This window comes from Flavobacterium sp. PLA-DH12 (assembly GCF_059511845.1).
In genome coordinates this window covers 746,525-767,742 of record NZ_JCAMPD010000001.1, presented here as the reverse complement: position 1 = coordinate 767,742, position 21,218 = coordinate 746,525, and the positions used below count along the sequence as shown (strand labels likewise).

General features: G+C 35.2%; 12 protein-coding genes. 10 read left to right on the top strand and 2 right to left on the bottom strand.

Annotation, left to right across the window (positions count from 1 at the left end):
* Positions 1 to 164: 164 nt before the first annotated feature.
* Positions 165 to 1,265 carry a DNA alkylation repair protein gene (locus AC5ZCW_RS03245; RefSeq protein ID WP_496117890.1) on the bottom strand — a complete coding sequence of 367 codons (1,101 nt, stop codon included), beginning with the start codon at positions 1,263 to 1,265 and terminating at the stop codon, positions 165 to 167.
* Positions 1,266 to 1,470: 205 nt separating this feature from the next.
* On the opposite strand from AC5ZCW_RS03245, the gene nadC reads away from it, so the two are divergent.
* The 5 genes from nadC to priA all read left to right on the top strand — a co-directional run bounded on the left by nadC (position 1,471) and on the right by priA (position 6,996).
* Entirely contained in the window at positions 1,471 to 2,328 is an 858-nt protein-coding gene (gene nadC, locus AC5ZCW_RS03240; protein WP_343543399.1) for a carboxylating nicotinate-nucleotide diphosphorylase, read from the top strand.
* Between the two features lie 70 nt (positions 2,329 to 2,398).
* On the top strand, positions 2,399 to 3,322 hold the full coding sequence (locus tag AC5ZCW_RS03235; protein WP_177210024.1) for a YihY/virulence factor BrkB family protein: 924 nt from the start codon (positions 2,399 to 2,401) through the stop codon (positions 3,320 to 3,322).
* 1 nt (position 3,323) lies between these two features.
* A complete protein-coding gene (locus tag AC5ZCW_RS03230; RefSeq protein ID WP_177210023.1) occupies positions 3,324 to 3,752 on the top strand; it encodes a DUF2147 domain-containing protein in 429 nt (142 codons plus the stop codon).
* An 11-nt stretch (positions 3,753 to 3,763) separates the two neighbouring features.
* Entirely contained in the window at positions 3,764 to 4,522 is a 759-nt protein-coding gene (gene bla-B1-FLAV / locus AC5ZCW_RS03225; protein ID WP_343543397.1) for a subclass B1 metallo-beta-lactamase, read from the top strand.
* Between the two features lie 23 nt (positions 4,523 to 4,545).
* The gene (priA, locus tag AC5ZCW_RS03220) at positions 4,546 to 6,996 is read left to right on the top strand and encodes a replication restart helicase PriA (RefSeq protein WP_343543395.1); all 2,451 of its coding nucleotides are present in this window, start codon (positions 4,546 to 4,548) and stop codon (positions 6,994 to 6,996) included.
* A gap of 11 nt (positions 6,997 to 7,007) precedes the next feature.
* Here priA and AC5ZCW_RS03215 read toward each other — a convergent pair whose 3' ends face one another.
* A complete protein-coding gene (locus AC5ZCW_RS03215; RefSeq protein ID WP_008463025.1) occupies positions 7,008 to 7,706 on the bottom strand; it encodes a LytR/AlgR family response regulator transcription factor in 699 nt (232 codons plus the stop codon).
* A gap of 177 nt (positions 7,707 to 7,883) precedes the next feature.
* Here AC5ZCW_RS03215 and rpsF point away from each other — a divergent pair, with 177 nt between their 5' ends.
* From rpsF to AC5ZCW_RS03190, 5 genes are all read left to right on the top strand, one after another.
* Positions 7,884 to 8,225, top strand: a complete 342-nt coding sequence (gene rpsF, locus AC5ZCW_RS03210) for a 30S ribosomal protein S6 (RefSeq protein ID WP_068842999.1) — start codon at positions 7,884 to 7,886, stop codon at positions 8,223 to 8,225.
* 5 nt (positions 8,226 to 8,230) lie between these two features.
* Positions 8,231 to 8,527, top strand: coding sequence for a 30S ribosomal protein S18 (gene rpsR / locus AC5ZCW_RS03205; RefSeq protein WP_002987043.1), 297 nt, complete (start codon positions 8,231 to 8,233; stop codon positions 8,525 to 8,527).
* 65 nt (positions 8,528 to 8,592) lie between these two features.
* On the top strand, positions 8,593 to 9,033 hold the full coding sequence (gene rplI, locus AC5ZCW_RS03200; RefSeq protein ID WP_177210020.1) for a 50S ribosomal protein L9: 441 nt from the start codon (positions 8,593 to 8,595) through the stop codon (positions 9,031 to 9,033).
* A gap of 119 nt (positions 9,034 to 9,152) precedes the next feature.
* On the top strand, positions 9,153 to 9,626 hold the full coding sequence (locus AC5ZCW_RS03195; protein WP_343543391.1) for a DUF6495 family protein: 474 nt from the start codon (positions 9,153 to 9,155) through the stop codon (positions 9,624 to 9,626).
* A 1,166-nt stretch (positions 9,627 to 10,792) separates the two neighbouring features.
* Entirely contained in the window at positions 10,793 to 21,199 is a 10,407-nt protein-coding gene (locus tag AC5ZCW_RS03190; RefSeq protein ID WP_496117884.1) for an Ig-like domain-containing protein, read from the top strand.
* The last annotated feature ends 19 nt before the right edge of the window (positions 21,200 to 21,218 follow it).

Sequence of the window (21,218 nt, the reverse complement as noted above, 5' to 3'; positions counted from 1 at the left end):
AAGAATTATTACAATATTTATATTACTATAATCACGAAAGACCACATCAGGGAATTGATGGAAAAAAGCCAATTGAAATGATAAATCCGTTACCGAAATAAGTGACTTTTACAGAAATGACAAACTAGACGACGACACCTTGATTATTTACGAAATTTGTACTTTTAATCAATCAATTCAAACTCCAAAACTTCACTCTCTGTCCCATTAATAATAATCGATAATTGATGAATTCCAGTATGAAAAACTCGCGTTGTGATGACTTTAAAAGACTGGTTTCTCTCAATCTTAGTTAATTGATTCGGTTGAAAAATTTTCTCACTGATTTTGAATACTTTTTTAGCCAAATGTCCTTTTGCTTTTTTATAATGGACAGCATATTCTAAACGAACTGTTTTTGGGGCTTCGTTTTTATTATTCAAGTGAAAATGAAACTGAAGATAATCTCCAATTTTTACAGTTGGCGTTTTGATTTCGAAAGACGAAAGTTCAATATTTGTGCTTTCTAAACCATAATGGCTTAAAATTTCAGGATGTCCTTGTTTCAGTAAAGTTCGGCTTCCATGTTTAATAATTCCGTCTGTTTCTTTGCTGTGGCCTTTCCACATTGAAGCAATTTCTAATACAATCTGCGGATTATCTTTAGCAATATCATTTAAATTATTGGCTACGCTTCTTCGGACGTATTCTGAAGGATCGTTTTTTAAATTCTCTAAAATAGGAAGAATAGAAGAAGGGTCTTTCTTCAAAAACGGAATTGCCATTGCCCACGGTAATCTCGGTCGTGAACCTTCACTTGCCAATCTGCGAACGTGATGATTTTCGTGTAAGGACCATTTTATCATTTCGTCAATCATTCTTTCTTTATATTTTAAAATGAAAGGACGAACTGCAAATTCGCAACTTATAAATTGTGTGATAGAAACAAAGGCTTTTACAGATGTTTCAAAATCGTCTAAACCGTAATTTTCAATATAATCGGCAAAAAAAATGAAAGCCAAATTGCCATCAGTAAAACTATTTTTCTTTAAATTTTCGATGATTTTATCAATTAAAGCAACGGCTTCAGGAAAATTTTGTGGCATAAACTGATGCAAAACCACTGTTGTGTGCTTCATTCTTTCTTTCCATTCTTTTTGAGCAAAATTGCCTTCGTAAATTGCTTCAATGAATTTCTCTTTTTTGAATGATGGATGCGCTCCGGCGACAGCCTGACCAAATTTTTCGTAAAAAGAAACCGAGTAAATATCTTTAATTAATCCCATAAATTTTGCTTGATTGAACTCCAAAGATATTTAATTGATCTCTTATTAAGAGATTAAGTATTGTTAAGAATTGTAACTTTATTTTTGTGAATATCCTAATGTTTAAAAAAGAGATATTTGATATTTTATGTAATTTTTCATGATGTTAGAACTTTCAAATCCATAAAATATATCCTAATTTAGCAGTATTATTAAAAACAGAAAAATGATAAGCGAAGCTCAATTTCAAGCAGAATTACAACTTTTAATCAGTAATGCCATTAGAGAAGATGTAGGACCAGGCGATTATAGTTCGCTAGCATGTATTCCAGATACTGCCCATGGTAAGGCAAAACTATTAGTAAAAGATCAGGGAATCATTGCCGGAGTTGAACTTGCTAAAATGATATTTGAACATGTTGACCCAAAATTAAAAGTAAAAACATTTATTGAAGATGGGACACGTGTTGAATATGGCGAAATTGTTTTTGAAGTTTCAGGAAGCTCTCAATCTATTTTAAAAGCCGAAAGAGTGGTTTTAAATACCATGCAGAGAATGTCGGCGATTGCTACTAAAACAAACCATTTAATGCAGCTTCTTGAAGGAACAAACGCTAAAATACTAGACACTCGTAAAACGACTCCAAATTTTAGAGTTGCTGAGAAATGGGCTGTAAAAATTGGTGGTGGCGAAAATCATCGTTATGCTTTGTATGATATGATTATGCTGAAAGACAATCATATTGATTTTGCTGGGGGAATCACGCGCGCTATTTCTAAAACAAAGGAATATTTAAAGGAAAATAATCTAGATCTTAAAATTATTGTTGAAGCCCGCAATTTAGATGAAATCAGAGAAATTTTATTGAGCGACGGAGTTCATAGAATCCTGATAGACAACTTTAATTATGAAGATACCAAAACGGCAGTAAATTTGATTGGTTCAAAATGTCAAACTGAATCTTCTGGAAATATCAGCGAAAAAACAGTTCGTGAATATGCTTTATGTGGTGTAAATTATATTTCGTCAGGTGCTTTAACGCATTCTGTTTACAATATGGATTTGAGTTTGAAAGCTTTTTAATGGAGTTATGGTTTTTGTAAATCTAAAATCTCCCGATAGCTATCGGGACTAAAATCTAAAATCAAAAAATATGTCGCAAGAGATAGAAGATCGGATTGAGAAACTGCCTGTGGTGCGGTCATTAGCCCGACTTTTGAAGAAAATTAAACTGCCTTGGCTAGAGGGATTTTCATTGTATGATTTGTTGGAAATGTACACCATAGGAATTGTTGATGGTGCTTTTTCATATCATGCAAGTGCGGTTTCGTTTAGCTTTTTCATGGCTTTGTTTCCTTTTGCGCTATTTATTTTAAACTTGATTCCGTTTATTCCGATAGATAATTTTCAGGAAGATTTTTTGCAGTTCGTACAGCAGAGTGTTCCTCCAAATACGTTTGATGCAATCAGCAAAATTATCAGCGATATTTTAAATAATAGTCATTCGGGTTTGCTTTCGTCTGGATTTTTTCTTTCGATTTTTTTAATGGCAAATGGAATTAATGGCATTCTAAGCGGTTTTGAATCTTCTAAACATGTCTTTGATAAAAGAGGTTTTTTCAAGCAATATTTAGTTGCGTTGGCGATATCTATTGTGATGACTATTATTTTGTTTGTAACAGTCGCAACAATTGTAGTCTTTGAGGTTTTTATTCAAAAAACAATTATTCAGGATGTACTGAGTGATCGAATTCCGCTTATTATTTTAGGGCGTTATTTGTTTGTTGTTTTAATGATCTTGATAACATCTTCAATATTATTGCGTTATGGTACAAAACAGTATAATAAAGTTCCTTTTATAAGCATTGGTTCTGTTTTTACCACAATCTTAATTGTTATATCTTCGTTCTTTTTTGGGATTTGGGTTATAAAATTTTCAAAATACAACGAACTTTATGGTTCAATTGGAACATTATTAATTCTAATGTTTTATATTTGGATAAACTGTATGATTCTGCTTTTAGGGTTCGAATTGAATGCTTCTATCAGAAAATTAAAACAAAAAAAAGAAAAATAATATGAAAAACTTGATGCTAACTATCGGAGTGTTCTTCTTTGCCCTAACCATGCAAAGTCAAAGTGTAATTGGAAAATGGAAAACAATTGACGATGAAACGGGTGAAGCAAAATCTATAGTAGAAATTTACGAAAAATCTGGAAAAATTTATGGAAAGATTGTAGATATACTTCGCGAAGGCCACAAAAAAGATGTTTGTGTAAAATGTGATGGTGCTGAAAAAAACAAACCGATTTTAGGAATGGTTATTATAAACGGACTTAAAAAAGATGGTTCTGAATATAACGGAGGAACAATCTTAGATCCTACAAGCGGTAAAAAATACAAATGTTATGTTACTTTAGAATCTGCAGATAAATTGAAACTTCGTGGTTATGTTGGAATTTCTTTAATGGGAAGAACACAATACTGGACGAGAATAAAAAATTAATTAATATTTAAATGCGAAAATTAGCTTCGATAGTTTTATTCTTAGCAGTAGTTTCAAACAGCTTTGGACAATCTAAGAATTCGCCATTACAAATAAGTCATCTAACAGGTGACTTTTATGTTTATAAAACATTTCATGATTACAATGGAACGTTGATTTCTGCCAATGCTATGTATCTAGTTACAGATAAAGGTGTTGTGCTTTTTGATGCACCTTGGGATAAAACACAGTTTCAGCCTTTATTGGATAGTATAAAAATAAAACACAATAAAGAAGTTGTAATGCTTTTTGGCACACATTCTCATGAAGATCGTGCAGGCGGATTTGATTTTTACAGAAAAAAAGGAATCAAAACCTATTCAATTAAATTGACAGATGATATTCTGAAAGAAAAGAATGAGCCAAGAGCTGAATTTATAATTCCAAATGATACCACTTTTGCGCTTGGGCAGTATAAATTTGAAGTATATTATCCAGGCAAAGGGCATGCGCCAGACAATATTGTAGCATGGTTTGCTAAAGATAAAATTCTTTATGGCGGATGTTTTATAAAAAGTGAAGAAGCAAAAGATTTGGGATATTTAGGAGATGCAGATGTTAAAGAATGGGAGAAATCAATAAAAAAGGTTCAGTCGAAATTTAAAAACCCAAAATACGTTATTCCCGGACATGATGGCGGAACAACGAATAAATCTATAAATCATACTTTGGAGCTGGTGAAGGAATATAATCTTTCAAAAAATGCTTCTCTTAAAACCGGTCAGAAATAATTACTGACTTATAAAAATTTTTCATGTATTTCATCGAAGTTATTTTACCACTTTCCTTAGCAAAGACTTTTACTTATAGTATTTCTGAGGCCGAATATCATTTCATTAAAAAAGGAATGCGTGTTGCGGTGCCTTTTGGTAAAAATAAAATATATACGGGGCTTGTTTTGGATGTTCATGAAAATGCTCCGACATTATATGAAGCAAAAGAAATCCATCAGATTTTAGATGAAAAACCAATCGCAACCGAAATTCAGATTAAACACTGGCTTTGGATTGCAGATTATTATATGTGCGGCATTGGTGATGTGTATCGCGGAGCATTTCCTAGTGGATTATTGCTGGAAAGTGAAACGATTATTTCGCATAAACCCGATGTTGTGGTAAACGACAGCGAACTTTCTGACGATGAGTTTTTGATTTATGAAGCATTGCATCATCAGAGTTCATTAAAGGTTCAGGAAATTGCTTCGATTTTAAATAAAAAAAATATACTTCCGATTTTGCAAAAACTGATTGCGAAAGATATTATATTTTTAGAGGAAGAAATAAAAGAAACGTACAAGCCAAAGTTGGTTCGTTATGTTAAACTGCATTCAAAATATGAATCGGATAGTGGTTTGGAAGAATTGCTGGCAGCATTAAAAAATGCCAACAAGCAAAGGGAAATTGTTTTGGCTTATTTTCAGATTAGTGCTTCAGAAAAAAAGCCTATTACAGTAAAAAAACTTACAGAAGTTTCAAATGCAGGTTCGGCAGCTGTAAAGTCTTTAGTTGAAAAGGAAATATTTGAAGAGTATTATTTACAGCAGGATCGTATTATATTTAATGGTGAAAAATCAGAAAAAGAATTACAGCTGAGTGAAGCTCAAGAAAATGCTTTTTCTGGAATAAAGAATAGTTTTTCAGAAAAAGAAGTGTGTCTGCTTCACGGGGTAACTTCGAGCGGAAAAACGGAAATTTATATAAAGCTGATTGAAGAGTATTTGGAAACAGGAAAGCAGGTTTTGTATCTGTTGCCAGAAATAGCGCTTACGACACAGCTGGTTACTAGATTGCGCCTTCATTTTGGCGATAGAGTTGCAGTTTTTCATTCAAAATACAGTAATAATGAAAGAGTTGAGGTTTGGAGGCAAACGCTTGAAAATTCACCGAAAGCTCAAATTGTAATAGGAGCGAGGTCGGCTTTGTTCTTGCCTTTTAATGACCTAGGATTATTAATTGTTGACGAAGAACATGAGCAGACTTTTAAGCAGACTGATCCAGCGCCAAGATATCATGCAAGAGATGCCGCAATAGTTTTGGCTAATTTTCATAAAGCTAAAGTATTATTAGGTTCTGCAACACCTAGCATTGAAACCTATTTTAATACGCAAAATAATAAATACGGATTGGTAACTCTTTCTGAACGTTACAAAAATGTCCGTTTGCCTGAAGTGGTTTTAGTTGATATAAAAGACAAGCATTTCAGAAAAAGAATGACAGGACATTTTAGTGATCTTCTAATTGAAGAAATTACCGAGTCATTGTCATTGGGCGAGCAGGTTATTTTATTCCAAAATAGGAGAGGATATTCGCCTATAATTGAATGTTTAACCTGTGGTCACGTTCCGCATTGCCAACAGTGCGATGTGAGTTTAACTTATCATAAGCATAAAAATCAGCTTCGTTGCCATTATTGTGGCTATTCGATTGCAAAGCCTACTAATTGCCATAGCTGTTCAAGTATAGATTTAACTACAAAAGGTTTTGGTACGGAACAAATAGAGCAGGAATTAACTTCTCTTTTTCCTAAAGCGAAAACAGCCAGAATGGATCAAGATACTACGCGAGGCAAATTTGGTTTTGAAAAGATAATAGATGCGTTTAAAAATCGTGAAATTGATATTTTGGTCGGTACACAAATGCTAGCCAAAGGACTTGATTTTGATAATGTGGGCTTGGTTGGAATTATGAATGCTGACAATATGCTTCATCATCCCGATTTTAGGGCTTTTGAGCGAAGTTTTCAAATGATGACACAAGTCGCAGGAAGAGCAGGAAGATCGGAAAAACAAGGGAAAGTGGTTATTCAGACTTACAATCCGAATCATAATACAATTCAGCAAGTTACAAACCATAATTATATAGGTATGTATAAAGAGCAGTTGTATGACAGGTTAATCTATAAATATCCGCCCTATTTTAGAATCATAAAGCTTACTTTAAAGCACAAAGATTTTGATAAACTAAAAGAAGGAGCGATGTGGCTGTATCAGGTTTTGAATCAAAATCTAGGAATACCAGTTTTAGGTCCGGAAGAACCTGCAATAAGCAGAATACGAAATGAATATATTAGGACTATATTAATTAAGATTCCGCAAAATCTTCATTTAGGGAATACAAAAAAAACTATCCAGAAAATGCTGAATAGTTTTGAAGCTGTGGCTCAATATAGAGCTATAAAAGTTGTGATTAATGTAGATTTCTACTAAGACGAGCTAAATTAAGAAGAAGTTGAAAGTGCTTTTACAAGATCTTCTTTTTTATTGCGGCTTAAAGGTATTTTGGTGATGCCTATTTCGGCAAATTTACTATTGAAACGTTCAACTTTATCGATATTGATAATATATGATTTGTGGACACGGATAAACTTGTCTTTCGATAAATCATTTTCAAAAGATTTCATAGTTGAAAGAACCAGATTACTATCGTCTTCAGTTACTACTCTTACATAATCTCCAAAAGCTTCAATCCATTTTATTTTTGAAGTAAAGATTTTAAGTTTTTTTAGATTACTTTTGATGAATATATGTTCTCCTTCTTCTTCTTTGATATCTTTTTTAAGCAAATGCATATCAATTGCCCTTTTTACAGAGGCGTTAAAACGATCCACTGCAATAGGCTTTTGAAGATAGTCGGTAGCATCATAGTCGAAAGCTTTTAAAGCATATTCGGCTTTAGAAGTGATAAATATAATCTGCGGTTTTGATTTTAATCCGTCTAGAAAATCAAAGCCGTTAATAACTGGCATTTCTATATCAAGAAATATTAAATCGATATTATTTAATGAGATACAACTTTTTGCTTCAATTGCATTAGAAAAATCCCCGATTAAATGCAAGCCTGGGTGATTATTTACCAATTTGGCAATAATTGTCCTTTGTATAGAACTATCATCTACAACAACACAGTTTAGTTTCATAACATTTAAATTTAGAATAAATTCAGGATAGCAGTAGTAAATGTATTATTTTTTTGTAAAAAAAACTAAAGTTGAGGCATCTTTTTTGCATTATGACGAATAAAAGAAAAAAACTGTTGCATATATAAATTAAATGCTTACTTTTGCACCCAATTTTAACAAATAAATTTTTTATTTATGAATCATTATGAAACTGTTTTCATTTTAAATCCCGTTTTATCTGAGGTTCAGGTGAAGGAAACAGTAACGAAATTTGAAGAATTTCTTACTAGTAGAGGAGCTGAAATGGTATCGAAAGAGGATTGGGGTCTTAAAAAAATGGCTTACGAAATCCAAAACAAAAAAAGTGGTTTTTATCACTTATTCGAATTCAAAGTAGCTGGAGAAGTTCTTTTAGCTTTTGAAACTGAATTCAGACGTGATGAAAGAGTTATGCGTTTCTTAACTGTAAGTTTAGATAAACATGCTATTTCATGGGCTGAGAGAAGAAGAGCAAAATTAAAATCTACTAAAGCGTAATTATTATGTCTACAATCGAGCAATCTGCAAAAGGAAAAAAAGACGGAGATATCAGATATTTAACGCCTTTAAACATTGAAACTAACAAAACTAAAAAGTATTGCCGTTTCAAAAAATCAGGAATCAAATACATCGATTATAAAGATGCTGATTTCTTATTGAAATTCGTTAACGAGCAAGGAAAAATTCTTCCTCGTCGTTTAACTGGAACTTCATTAAAATACCAAAGAAAAGTTTCTGTAGCTGTAAAAAGAGCTCGTCACTTAGCTTTAATGCCATACGTGGCCGATTTATTAAAATAGTATAAAAATCTAGTCGCTGGTTTCTGTTCAAGCAGAACCTAACTTCTAAAAATAAGGACAACAACATGGAAATTATTTTAAAACAAGACGTACAAAACTTAGGATTTAAAGATGATGTAGTATCTGTAAAGCCTGGTTACGGTCGTAACTTTTTAATTCCTCAAGGTTTTGCTACTTTAGCAACTCCTTCTGCTAAAAAAGTTTTAGCTGAAAACCTAAAACAAAGAGCACACAAAGAAGCTAAAGTTGTTGCTGATGCTAAATCATTGGCTGAAGCAATTAAAGCTCTTGAAATTAAAATTTCTGCAAAAGCTGGTGGAGAAAAACTTTTTGGTTCTATCACAAACATCGACATTGCTGAAGCTTTAGAAAAATCTGGAAACGCTATCGACAGAAAATTCATCACTAGTGGTATTGTAAAACGTACTGGAAAATACAGTGCAAGTATCCGTTTACACAGAGATGTAATTGTTGAGTTACCATACGAAATTGTTGCTGAAAAGTAATAGTTTTTAAATCTATACTAAAATCCCGATGCAAATCGGGATTTTTTTGTTTAATATAGAAAGAATAGTTAATAATTAGACTTATAGCTATAAAGCTATAGTATAAAGCCTAAAATGAAATGAAATACGCAAGATTAACAAAAGAACAATTTGATGAATTACATGCTGAATTTGCAAGTTTTTTGGCTACACAAGCTATAGATAGAAAAGAGTGGGAGGAGCTTAAAGTTAATAAACCAGAAGTAGCAGAACAGGAGCTTGACGTCTTTTCAGATTTAATTTGGGAAGGTGTATTGACTAGAGCAGAATATTTAGAGCATTTTTCTAGAAACCATATATTTTTATTTCATTGTTTTGATACTTACATCCAATCGATTGTTTTGAAATCTCTTTCTTCAGATGTTGATTTTTTGACAAAAGAAGGACTGCAATGGTTAAGCGATAATATGTTTACCGACAATATTGAAATGAAAGTAGGGAAAAAAGTATTTACAGAAGAACGTAATTCTTCGATTTTTGAGTTGATTAAACAAGGGGCTTTTTTAAGTGATGGTCAATTATTTAGTCAAATTAATACAATTATAGAATCGTAATTTAGTTTTAATAACTTTTTAAGATGGCAAGCAATTAATAATAATTGTTTGCCATTTTTTGTTTTTTAACTTTTGTTTAATTTTTTTATAAATTTTAACCCCGTATTTCTACGCGTTTTTTTTGAATCTTTCAAAGAATTCGAAAATTTATGCTTGTTTGAAAAACAACAGATGTATTTGGTCTGCATTACGGATAATTTTGTCGATAAAATTGTGCTTATTGTAAGATTATACTTTATTTAAATCGATTTAACATATTTTGTTTAATATTTTGTTTAATTAATAAAAGGAGACAAAATTATGTTAAATGTAGCGTTTTTTCTACTGTTTTAGGAGGCCTGTAATTTTAAGACAGGAGATTTAAGATTAAATTATAAGAATTTTAGGCTTGTTTTATGTTTTTGTTTTTTCTAATTTTAGGTAACAAAAGTTAAACAAAGTTTTGCTTTTGTTTTTTCTAAACATGAGGGGTAAATTATTTTTCCCGAAAAGTTGAGATTGAAATTCAAAAAAATTAAATAATAACTTAATAAGTCTGTGTATGGAATTGACAATTACTTTCTTTATCAAATTTACTTTAGTTGTTTACTTTGTTTTAGCTTTATATGTTATCCTATTAAGCTTACTTCATCTCAACGAAATTTTTAATCGTTATACGATATTTAATTTTTTTTCAAAAGGTTTACATTTTAGTTTGCTCTCTTATAGCTGCCCCATTTTGCGGGCTGATTATAAGGAGCAATAATTTTATTGGATATAAAGAGATTCCTGTTAGCTTTTATAGCTAGATAATTTAGAATGCCTAATCAACTTTCTAATGAACGAATCGACATATATATAGAATCCCCATTCTACTTTAAACTAAAATTTTCATTATGAAAATTAGGCCTGCAACAAATCACTCCTCTTGGAAAATTGACTACAATCAGTTTTCCTCAAAAAAAACGGAATTTATTTTATCTCTTGGAGATAGAATAAGTTCACCGGTATATTTCGATGTACCGAATTCAACATAATTTTTTTTACTAAAACAGAATTTAGTGGCTTTTTTATAAGTCACTAGTCTTTGTTTTAACTGTTTGATTTTTAATTGATTGTTTAATTGCGTAAGTGCGTGCACTTACTGCAAGAGGTGTTTTATTGTCCATTTTCTAATCTTCCAAATTATGAAAAAAAAATTTACTTTTTATGATCTCATCATCCAGAAGAGATTATTTGCCGTATGGCTTTTATTGTTTTTATTGCTTTTGAGTAATAAAAACTTTGCGCAAACATTTTGCCGACCAACAGCAAACACTACCAGTATTGGTGGAGTTTGTTTGGGTACTACTGGAGTGACTAATGCTGCTTTGGCTTACGATTCCAGTTTAAGTACATATGCAACAATAACAAATTCATTGGGAGTTGCTTGTTTTGCCCAGGAAACGGTAACCTTTAATCAAACTGCGAAAGCAGGAGATGAAATTGTGCTATATTATGGTAACGGAAGTGCTGTAATAAGTGCGGGGGTATTGGCAAATTCGACTTTGCAACCTTTGTTATCTGGTACTCCTGCAGGAGATGCAGTTCCGTTAAGCGGACTAGTTAATCTTCAACTGTTAGATAATGGAGATAATATTAATGTTGTAAAGTATACGTTAACATCAGATGCTAATCAGATAAAAATTCAAACAGGGGGACTTGTTAGTTTGCTGATTAATTTAAGAATTTATGATGTGCGTTTGCAGTTTGCAAAACCGACAATTGCAAATGGAGAGACACAATCAGTGTGTTTTGGACAATCTGTAGCACTTTCTGCCACAGCTGCCACTGGTACAACAGTGGCTTGGTATGATTCGCCAACAGCAACTACACCACTTTCGAGTGTAGGAACATATACTACACCAGCTTTAACAGCTACAACTACATATTACGTAAGTACTTCAAGAAATGCTGGTTGCGAAAGTGATCAGCGATTACCTGTAACGATTAATGTTATTCAGCCGATTGTGCCTGTCATTAGTACTACTGGTACAACTATTTGCTCTGCTGGAGCAACGCAGGCAACGACATTATCTGTTATAAATCCGGTATTAGGTACAACTTATAATTGGTATGATGCTGCGACGGCAGGAACTCTTTTAACTACAGGAAGTACTTATACACCAACAGTGCCAACAGGCACTAGTACTTTTTATGTAGAAGCCTCTATAGGAACATGTAAATCAACACGTACTCCAGTTACAGTTACATCGACTTCAGTTCCTGCTTTGGCGACAATTTTAACACAAAGTGTATCGATACTTTCTGGTCAGAATGCAACTTTAAGCGCTTCGACTACAGAACCTGGTATCGGTTTAGATTGGTATGATGTTCCGACAGGAGGAACAAAATTATTAGCTAATTCTAATACTTTTACAACTCCAATTTTAACAGCAACTAAGACTTATTATGTTGAATCAGTTAATCTTACTGGAGGTTGTGTTAGCGCAACAAGAGTGCCTGTAACTGTAACGGTTCAGCCAACAGCTTCGGGAGGATGTCTTGAAGCTAGCAGTCAGGTAACTACTCAAATAGGAGTCTGTTTATTGTGTAATGCTACAAATCCGAATTTTTCCGTAGACGGAAATCCTGCAACTGCAGCAAGACTGACTATTCCTGCTAATGTAGTAGGATCTATGCAGCAAACATTACAATTCACAAATCCAGGAAAAGCTGGAGATAATGTTGATGTTGATTTAGAATTACCGGGAGGTCTCGCAGATGTTCAGCTTTTAAGTGCTATTAGTTTAGCAACCTATAATGGTGCAACTTATAATAATGATAGAGTTACGATTAATAATCCTCTTATTACTTTACAGTTATTAAGTGGTACTAAATATAGAGCAAGTGTTAAGGCAGGTGCTAACTTCGACCGTGTGGAAGTTCGTTTAGGAGGAGTTTTAGGTCTTTTAACTAATTTAGATATTTATCAGGCTACTTATAGATATCAAGCTCCAACTGTTTCTGGAAATACTACAATTTGCAGTGGACAAACGGCAACTTTAAATGCTAGTCTAGCTTTGGGTGAAACTATTAAATGGTATGATGCTTTAACAGGTGGAAATTTATTAGCAAGCACAGCTTCATTTACTACTCCAGCTTTAACAGCGAATACAACTTATTATGTTGAGCTAACTCGTAATGGTTGTGTTAATAGTGAAAGAAACCCTGTTGTAGTTACTGTAAATAATCCAGTGGCACCAACATCGATTTCTACTGTTCCTACAAATTTATGTAGCGGAGAAACTACAACGATAACAATTCAATCTCCAGTTGCTGGTACAACATATAATTGGTATGATGCAGCTACAGGAGGAACTTTGGTATTTACAGGAACCTCTTTTGTAACTCCAAGTTTGACCGTTCCAACGACTTATCATATCGAAGCGGTAATTGGATCTTGTTTAAGTGCTCGTACACCGGTTAATGTAAATGTTAACCCAAGACCAGCACCTCCAGTTCCTGTATCTGCGAATGTTATTATTCAGTCAGGTCAGAATGTACAGTTGGCTGTTGTGAGTAATCCAGGGGTTTCTTATTTATGGTATGATGCTCCAACAGGAGGAAATCTTTTGCAAGGTTCTGGCAGCAACATCTATACGCCAAATCCAGTTTTAACTGCAAATAAAACATTTTATGTTGAAGCTGTGAGTACTGCATCGGATTGTAAAAGTACTTCAAGAGCTGCAATTAATGTAATGGTAACCAATACGGTTAGTACTTGTTTGCAGCCAAGTTCAGAAGCAATAACTGTTGACCCTGGCATATTGTGTGTTTCATGTAATGGCGCTAACGGACCTAATGCTGTTGATGGAAACCCAAATACATTTTCTTCTTTGACTATAACTTTAGGAGTACTTAATTCATACATACAACAAGAATTAAATTTCCTAACACCTGGTCAAGCGGGAGATATTGTTGATGTAGAATTAGAATTACCAGGCGGTCTTGCTGATGCTGCATTGTTAGGATCTGTAAGTATAGGAACTTCTTTAGGAGGAGTCGAAAATCCTGGAAGGCTTGCGGTAAATAATAGTTTATTGAATTTACAAGTATTGTCAGGAAATAAATTTAAAGTGAGTTACCCAACAACTGCCGCATTCGATAGGGTAGATATTAGATTTGGGGCATTGCTTGGTTTAACAACTACTTTAAATATTTATGGAGCTTCTTATAGATTTCCAAATGCTACAATAACAGGAGCAGCAACGCCAATTTGTGCTGGACAAACGGCAACATTAGCAGCTACGTCTACAGGAACCGAAACATTTACATGGTACGATGCTCCTACAGGTGGAAATATTGTGTCAGTTAGCCCAACTCTTCCATTAACTGCTACTACAATTTATTATTTAGAAGCAACTCGCGGAGGAACTTGTATTAATAGCGTTCGCCAGCCTGTTACTGTTAACGTATTGTCTATTCCAACAGATGCAGATATTTCAATTGCGAGTCCTTTGACTGCTTCTTGTGCGGGAGGAATTGTACTAGCTCCAACATCTGCTTTAGCAGGAGCGACATTTAGATATTACACAGACCAAAATAAAGGACAAGAAATCACTACAGGTACAGTGGCAGGAATAACTTATGTAAAAGATCCTACAACTGGTGCGTTAACAATTAGCGGGCTTACTTCTGCTAATCCTACTAATACTTATTATGTATCTGTTTCTAATGGAGGACTTTGTGAAAACGTAAATGGGACATTAAAAGAAGTAGTTGTAAATTATCCAACTGGTTCAAATTTAACTGTTACAAGCCCATTTGCGGGATGTACTAAAGTGAATCTAAAAGATGCTATTACAAATTTTGATGCAAATGTAACTTACACTTTCTTTGATTCAGCCAATAATCCAATTACAGATCAAGCTGCAGCAAATATAACAGTAAGTGGAAATTATTTTATTCAGGCTCAGCAAACAGGTGTTGCTTGTCCATCAGTAAAAGTACCGGTTACCGTAAATGTAACTCCATTACCAACTTTAACAGGGGTAACAAATTCAATAGCAGTTACAAAAGGTTCATCAGTTACTTTGACAGCAACATCAAACGGAACTATAACCTGGTACGATCCACAAGGAAATGCTTTAGGATCTAATAGTACAGGTTCTCTTAATACAGTAGGAGTTTTCACTTATACTGTAGTTGCTAGCAACGGATCTTGTACTACAAGCCAAACAGTAACTATTAGCGTTATTGATCCTGCGACTTGTGATACTCTTTTAGAAAGAGTTTATGCAAATTCTCAATTGTCAGGTTCAGTTATTACAGGTAATGTGACAAATGGAGCTTTGGCTGTAGATGCTGACCCAAGTACTTTTTCAACTATTACGACTGGCTTAGGAGTTTTAGGTGTTGGAACTACATGGCAGAATTTACAATGGCCAACCACTATACCAAAAGGAACTCCGGTAACAGTAAAATTAGGTCTAGAAAATAGTCTGATTGCTGTTGGTCAAAGTGTTACTGTGATAGGTACTAAACGTGACGGATCTAATAATCCAATTGACATTGGAACTTTACAATCGGTATCAAGTTCATTATTGAATTTATTGCCAGGTCAAAATTCATTCGAATACACATTTGTGCCTTCTAATGCTTCGGGCGTTCAGGATTATGATGGTATTCGTGTACAATTAGGAGCAGTTTTGGGTGTGGCACAAAATATTAATGTTTATGATGCTTATTACAAAAAACAAGTTTCACAAATAGCTTGTGGTCAAGGAGATATTGAAGATATTTTCTCTGGCGTAAAAGATGTAGGCGTTGGTGCTTTAACTGCTACTGTAGGTGTTTCTAATCCATGGAATGTGGCAGATCGCGATGTCGCTACTTATGCTACAATGTTTAACGGTGTAGGTGTACTTGCAGATGCAGAACTAACAGCTGTTTTTAGAACACCATCTATGGTTGGGGATAGTTTAAGAATTACAATTTCTAAACCAGGAACTCTTTTAAATATTGGTTTACTTTCAGGATTTAAAATTCAACTTTATTCTGGAAATATTGCCGTTGGTGCACCAATACAAAGTAATAGTCCTTTGTTGACTTTAAAATTGCTTGCCGGAGATACTATGGCAATGACAATTGTGGCGCCTCAAACACAGCCGTATGATAGAGTTGTGATTACTTTAGGAGGAGCAGCAAATGTTTTAGATCAGCTAAGAGTTCATACTATTGATCGTGTAACCAATACGAAAGTCATTGGAAGCGACTTAGATAATAAATTAACCGTATGTCCCGGCGATAATATTACCCTCCAAGTACCGCCTAAATCGTGTGCTGATTACGCTTGGTATGACTCGCCAACAGGAGGGAATCTTGTAGCTAGTGGTCAAACTTATACAATTCCGGTTACATTGCCTGCTGGGACTTATAAATATTATGTTCAGCCAATTCGTTACGGTTGTGCGGCTTTAGAAAGAGGAGAGGTAACAGTAGTTGTTAGAGCTACTACTCCTGTATCTGCAGTAGCAAACGTAACTATCAATGGAGGAAATAGTACTATTATTTGCTCTGAAACAGGAACAGTAACATTAGATGCGATTTTAAGCAATACACCAGTTCTTACGAATCCAGTATATCATTGGTATAGTTTTGATGGAACAACAAGCCAGTTAATTGCAGGTGAAACAACATCTAAATTAGTAATAAACGGATTAGCTCCTGGAACTTATACTTATTATTTAGGAGTTAGTTCAGATGAATATTGTGAAACTATACCGGCAAATAGAAAACAAATAACATTTACAATCTTGCCAACTTCTCTTGAATCGGATATAGTGGTAAATAACGCTTCTATTTGTCATAGTACAGATGCAGTATTAACGCCAACAAGTACGTTGCCAACTCCTGTTTTCTTTTGGTATTTAGATGCCAATAAAACACAGCCAATTTTAAATGGAACTGTAAGTGGCGTAACGTATGCTGTTGATAGCACTACGGGAGTTTTAACCATATCAGGTTTAACACCTGCTATGAGTCCTCTTACTTATTATGTGGCTGTTACAAGTGACAATACATGTCAAAATAAAAACGGAGAGCTAAAAGCGGCTACTGTAATAGTTAATGATCCTCCAACACCAACATCCACAGATAATCCGCAGAATTTCTGTTTAATCAATGCACCAACGGTTGCTAATCTTCAAGCAAATGAAGCTAATGTAGTTTGGTATCTTTCTGATATGGGAGGAACTGCATTAGATCCAACAACAGCATTGGTCGATGGAACAATTTATTATGGAGCTATAAAGGATTTATTAGGTTGTGAGAGTTCAGTTAGATCAAAAATAACAGTACATGTAAATGATCCAGGAACACCGACTTTAGTAACAGCAGGAGTGCAAAATTTCTGTAAAGAAGATCTTCCGACATTTGCAAGCATTCAATTCAATCAGGCAAATATAGTTTGGTACACGGCTTTAACAGGCGGAACATTGATTCCATCGACAACAGCTTTAACCACAGGCCAGTATTTTGCGGCAATTTCAGATCCGTTAACTAGATGTGAAAGCGCTACGAGATTACCAGTTGATGTGAATGTAACTGATCCTGGAACACCGACTTTGGTGACAGCAGGAGTGCAAACTTTCTGTAAAGAAGATCTTCCGACATTTGCAAGCATTCAGACAAATGAAGCAAATATAGTTTGGTATACAGCTATAACAGGCGGAACATTGATTCCATCTACAACAGCTCTGACAACAGGCCAATATTTTGCAGCAATCTCAGATCCAGCGACAGGCTGCGAAAGTGCTGCGAGATTAACAGTTGATGTAATTGTAAACGATCCAGGAACACCGACTTTAGTAACAGCGGGAGTGCAAAATTTCTGTCAAGTAGATCAGCCTACATTTGCGAGCATCCAGAGTAATCAAGCTAACATTGTTTGGTATACAGCTATAACAGGCGGAACATTGATTCCACCAACAACAGCTCTGACAACAGGGCAGTATTTTGCAGCGATCTCAGATCCAGCGACAGGCTGCGAAAGCGCTTCAAGATTGACAGTTGATGTAATTGTAAACGATCCGGGAACACCGACTCTAGTAACAGCAGGAGTGCAAAATTTCTGTAAAGAAGATCTTCCGACATTTGCAAGCATTCAATTCAATCAGGCAAATATAGTTTGGTACACGGCTTTAACAGGCGGAACATTGATTCCATCGACAACAGCTCTGACAACAGGGCAGTATTTTGCAGCAATCTCAGATCTATTAACAGGCTGTGAAAGCGCTACAAGATTACCAGTTGATGTGAATGTAAATGATCCAGGAACACCGACTTTGGCGACAGCAGGAGTGCAAAATTTCTGTAAAGAAGATCTTCCAACATTTGCAAGCATTCAGACAAATGAAGCAAATATAGTTTGGTATACAGCTATAACAGGCGGAACATTGATTCCATCTACAACAGCTCTGACAACAGGCCAATATTTTGCAGCAATCTCCGACCCAGCGACAGGCTGCGAAAGTACCGCGAGATTAACAGTTGATGTAATTGTAAATGATCCAGGAACTCCAACATTGGTGACTGCGGGAACACAAAACTTCTGTTTGGCAAATGCTCCTACGTTTGCAAGCATCCAGACTAATGAAGCTAACATTGTTTGGTATACAGCATTAACAGGCGGAACATTGATTCCATCTACTACAGCTCTGACGACAGGACAGTATTTTGCAGCGATCTCAGATCCAGCGACAGGCTGTGAAAGTGCTTCAAGATTGACAGTTGATGTAATTGTAAGCGATCCGGGAACACCGACTTTAGTGACAGCAGGAACACAAAACTTCTGTTTGGTTAATGTACCAACGTTTGCTAGTGTTCAGTTCAATCAGGCAAATATTGTTTGGTATACAGCTTTAACAGGCGGAACAGTAATTCCGTCAACAACAGCTTTAACCACGGGCCAGTATTTTGCGGCAATTTCAGATCCGTTAACTAGATGTGAAAGCGCTACGAGATTACCAGTTGATGTGAATGTAACTGATCCAGGAACACCGACTTTGGCGACAGCAGGAGTGCAAAATTTCTGTAAAGAAGATCTTCCAACATTTGCAAGCATTCAGACAAATGAAGCAAATATAGTTTGGTATACAGCTATAACAGGCGGAACATTGATTCCATCTACAACAGCTCTGACAACAGGCCAATATTTTGCAGCAATCTCCGACCCAGCGACAGGCTGCGAAAGTACCGCGAGATTAACAGTTGATGTAATTGTAAATGATCCAGGAACTCCAACATTGGTGACTGCGGGAACACAAAACTTCTGTTTGGCAAATGCTCCTACGTTTGCAAGCATCCAGACTAATGAAGCTAACATTGTTTGGTATACAGCATTAACAGGCGGAACATTGATTCCATCTACTACAGCTCTGACGACAGGACAGTATTTTGCAGCGATCTCAGATCCAGCGACAGGCTGTGAAAGTGCTTCAAGATTGACAGTTGATGTAATTGTAAGCGATCCGGGAACACCGACTTTAGTGACAGCAGGAACACAAAACTTCTGTTTGGTTAATGTACCAACGTTTGCTAGTGTTCAGTTCAATCAGGCAAATATTGTTTGGTACACGGCTTTAACAGGTGGAACAGTAATTCCGTCAACAACAGCTTTAACCACAGGCCAGTATTTTGCGGCAATTTCAGATCCGTTAACTAGATGTGAAAGCGCTACGAGATTACCAGTTGATGTGAATGTAACTGATCCTGCAACGCCAACAACAAATAGTACAGCACAAAATTTCTGTTCGGGAACAAATCCGACTGTTGCCAATCTTCAAGTGAATGAAAGCAATGTAGTTTGGTATACAGCACAAATAGGAGGAACTGCTTTAGCCGCAACAGATGCTTTAACAACGACAACTTACTTTGGAGCAATTAAAGATCTAGCAACAGGATGTGAAAGCAGTGTCAGATTGCAAGTGGCTGTAACGGTTGGTAATCCAGCAAATCCAACAACAAACAATACAGCACAGACTTTCTGTTCTGTAAATGCGCCAACGATTTCAAACATTCAAGTAAATGAAAGCAATGTAACTTGGTTTACAACTGCCACAGGAGGAACAGCAATTCCTGCGGGAACAGCTCTTGCTTCTGGAATATATTTTGGAAGTATTGTAGACGGAATAGGCTGCGAAAGTTCAACTCGTCTTCAGGTAACTGTTACCGTAGTTAATCCAAGCGCGACACCGACTACAGCTAACACAACACAAAACTTCTGTACTTTAAATTCGCCAACAGTGGAAAACATTCAAGTAAATGAAGCAAATGTTATTTGGTATAGCACAGCAACAGGAGGAACAGCGATTCCGCCAACAACAGCACTTGTAGCAGGTACATATTATGGTGCAGTTTCAAGCACGATTGGTTGCGAAAATCCAGCTAGATTGGCTGTTGTAGTAAATGTAAATTCACCAAGCGTGATAACAACACCAAGAACAACACAAACTTTCTGTTTATCTGCTGTGCCAACATTGGCTAATATTTTGGTAAACGAAACAAATGTAGTTTGGTATGCATCAGCAACTGGTGGAACACCATTGGCTAATACAACTCCACTTACAGCAACTACTTATTATGCTGGAGCGTTAACCAATACATTTAATGGTTGTGATAACGGACCAAGACTAGGAATTACAATTGCATTCGAAAATGATGCTGCAGTTCAAATTGCTTCAACAGATGATACTCCATGTGTATTCAAAGGAGTAACATATTCAATTGCAAATGGAAAATCTAATTATGTATGGACTATTAACGGAGGTACAATTGTTTCTGGCGGAGGTACAAATGACGGATCTGTAACCGTTTCTTGGTCAGATATTGGACCAGGAACTGTAACGGTGGCTTATGTTAATAATTGTGATGAGAGAACTATAAAAACTCTAAATGTTACTGTAGCAAGCTGTTCAGATCTAACGATTACTCATACAGTTGATAATCCAACTCCAAATTTTGGTGATCAAGTAACATTTACTATAACTGTAAATAATGTTGGTGAAGGAGATTTTATCAACACTCTTGTTAGTGATTTACTTCCTAGCGGTTTACAATTAGTGAGTTCATCTGCAACATCAGGAACATACGATCCGGCAACACAGCTTTGGACAATACCAACGCTTAATGCAGGTCAGAGTGTAGTATTGACAATAGTGGCAGAAGTTTTACCAAATGGCACTTATACAAGTGTCGCAACTGTAGAAACTTCAACTCCACTAGATGTTGATGCATCAAACAATTCAGCTTCAGTTACATTAGAACCAATTTGTTTAACTGTTTACAATGAGTTTACTCCAAATAATGATGGTAAAAACGATTTGTTCAGAATAGACTGTATTGAGTCTTATCCAAACAACGAGTTGAAAGTGTTCAACAGATATGGAGCATTAGTGTATAGTAAAGCACATTATGAAAATGATTGGAACGGAACAGCAAATGTATCCGGTGTAATTAATAGAGGAGATATGCTGCCAACAGGTACTTATTTTTATGTGATAACCATTGGAGATGGAACGGTTAAAAAAGGCTGGTTGTCTATCATGAGATAACCCACTTCTATTAATCATC

Coding starts and splice junctions, on each gene's coding strand:
- AC5ZCW_RS03245 (WP_496117890.1), bottom strand. CDS start 1,265: ATGGGATTAATTAAAGATATTTACTCGGTTTCTTTTTACGAAAAATTT.
- nadC (WP_343543399.1), top strand. CDS start 1,471: ATGATAAGCGAAGCTCAATTTCAAGCAGAATTACAACTTTTAATCAGT.
- AC5ZCW_RS03235 (WP_177210024.1), top strand. CDS start 2,399: ATGTCGCAAGAGATAGAAGATCGGATTGAGAAACTGCCTGTGGTGCGG.
- AC5ZCW_RS03230 (WP_177210023.1), top strand. CDS start 3,324: ATGAAAAACTTGATGCTAACTATCGGAGTGTTCTTCTTTGCCCTAACC.
- bla-B1-FLAV (WP_343543397.1), top strand. CDS start 3,764: ATGCGAAAATTAGCTTCGATAGTTTTATTCTTAGCAGTAGTTTCAAAC.
- priA (WP_343543395.1), top strand. CDS start 4,546: ATGTATTTCATCGAAGTTATTTTACCACTTTCCTTAGCAAAGACTTTT.
- AC5ZCW_RS03215 (WP_008463025.1), bottom strand. CDS start 7,706: ATGAAACTAAACTGTGTTGTTGTAGATGATAGTTCTATACAAAGGACA.
- rpsF (WP_068842999.1), top strand. CDS start 7,884: ATGAATCATTATGAAACTGTTTTCATTTTAAATCCCGTTTTATCTGAG.
- rpsR (WP_002987043.1), top strand. CDS start 8,231: ATGTCTACAATCGAGCAATCTGCAAAAGGAAAAAAAGACGGAGATATC.
- rplI (WP_177210020.1), top strand. CDS start 8,593: ATGGAAATTATTTTAAAACAAGACGTACAAAACTTAGGATTTAAAGAT.
- AC5ZCW_RS03195 (WP_343543391.1), top strand. CDS start 9,153: ATGAAATACGCAAGATTAACAAAAGAACAATTTGATGAATTACATGCT.
- AC5ZCW_RS03190 (WP_496117884.1), top strand. CDS start 10,793: ATGAAAAAAAAATTTACTTTTTATGATCTCATCATCCAGAAGAGATTA.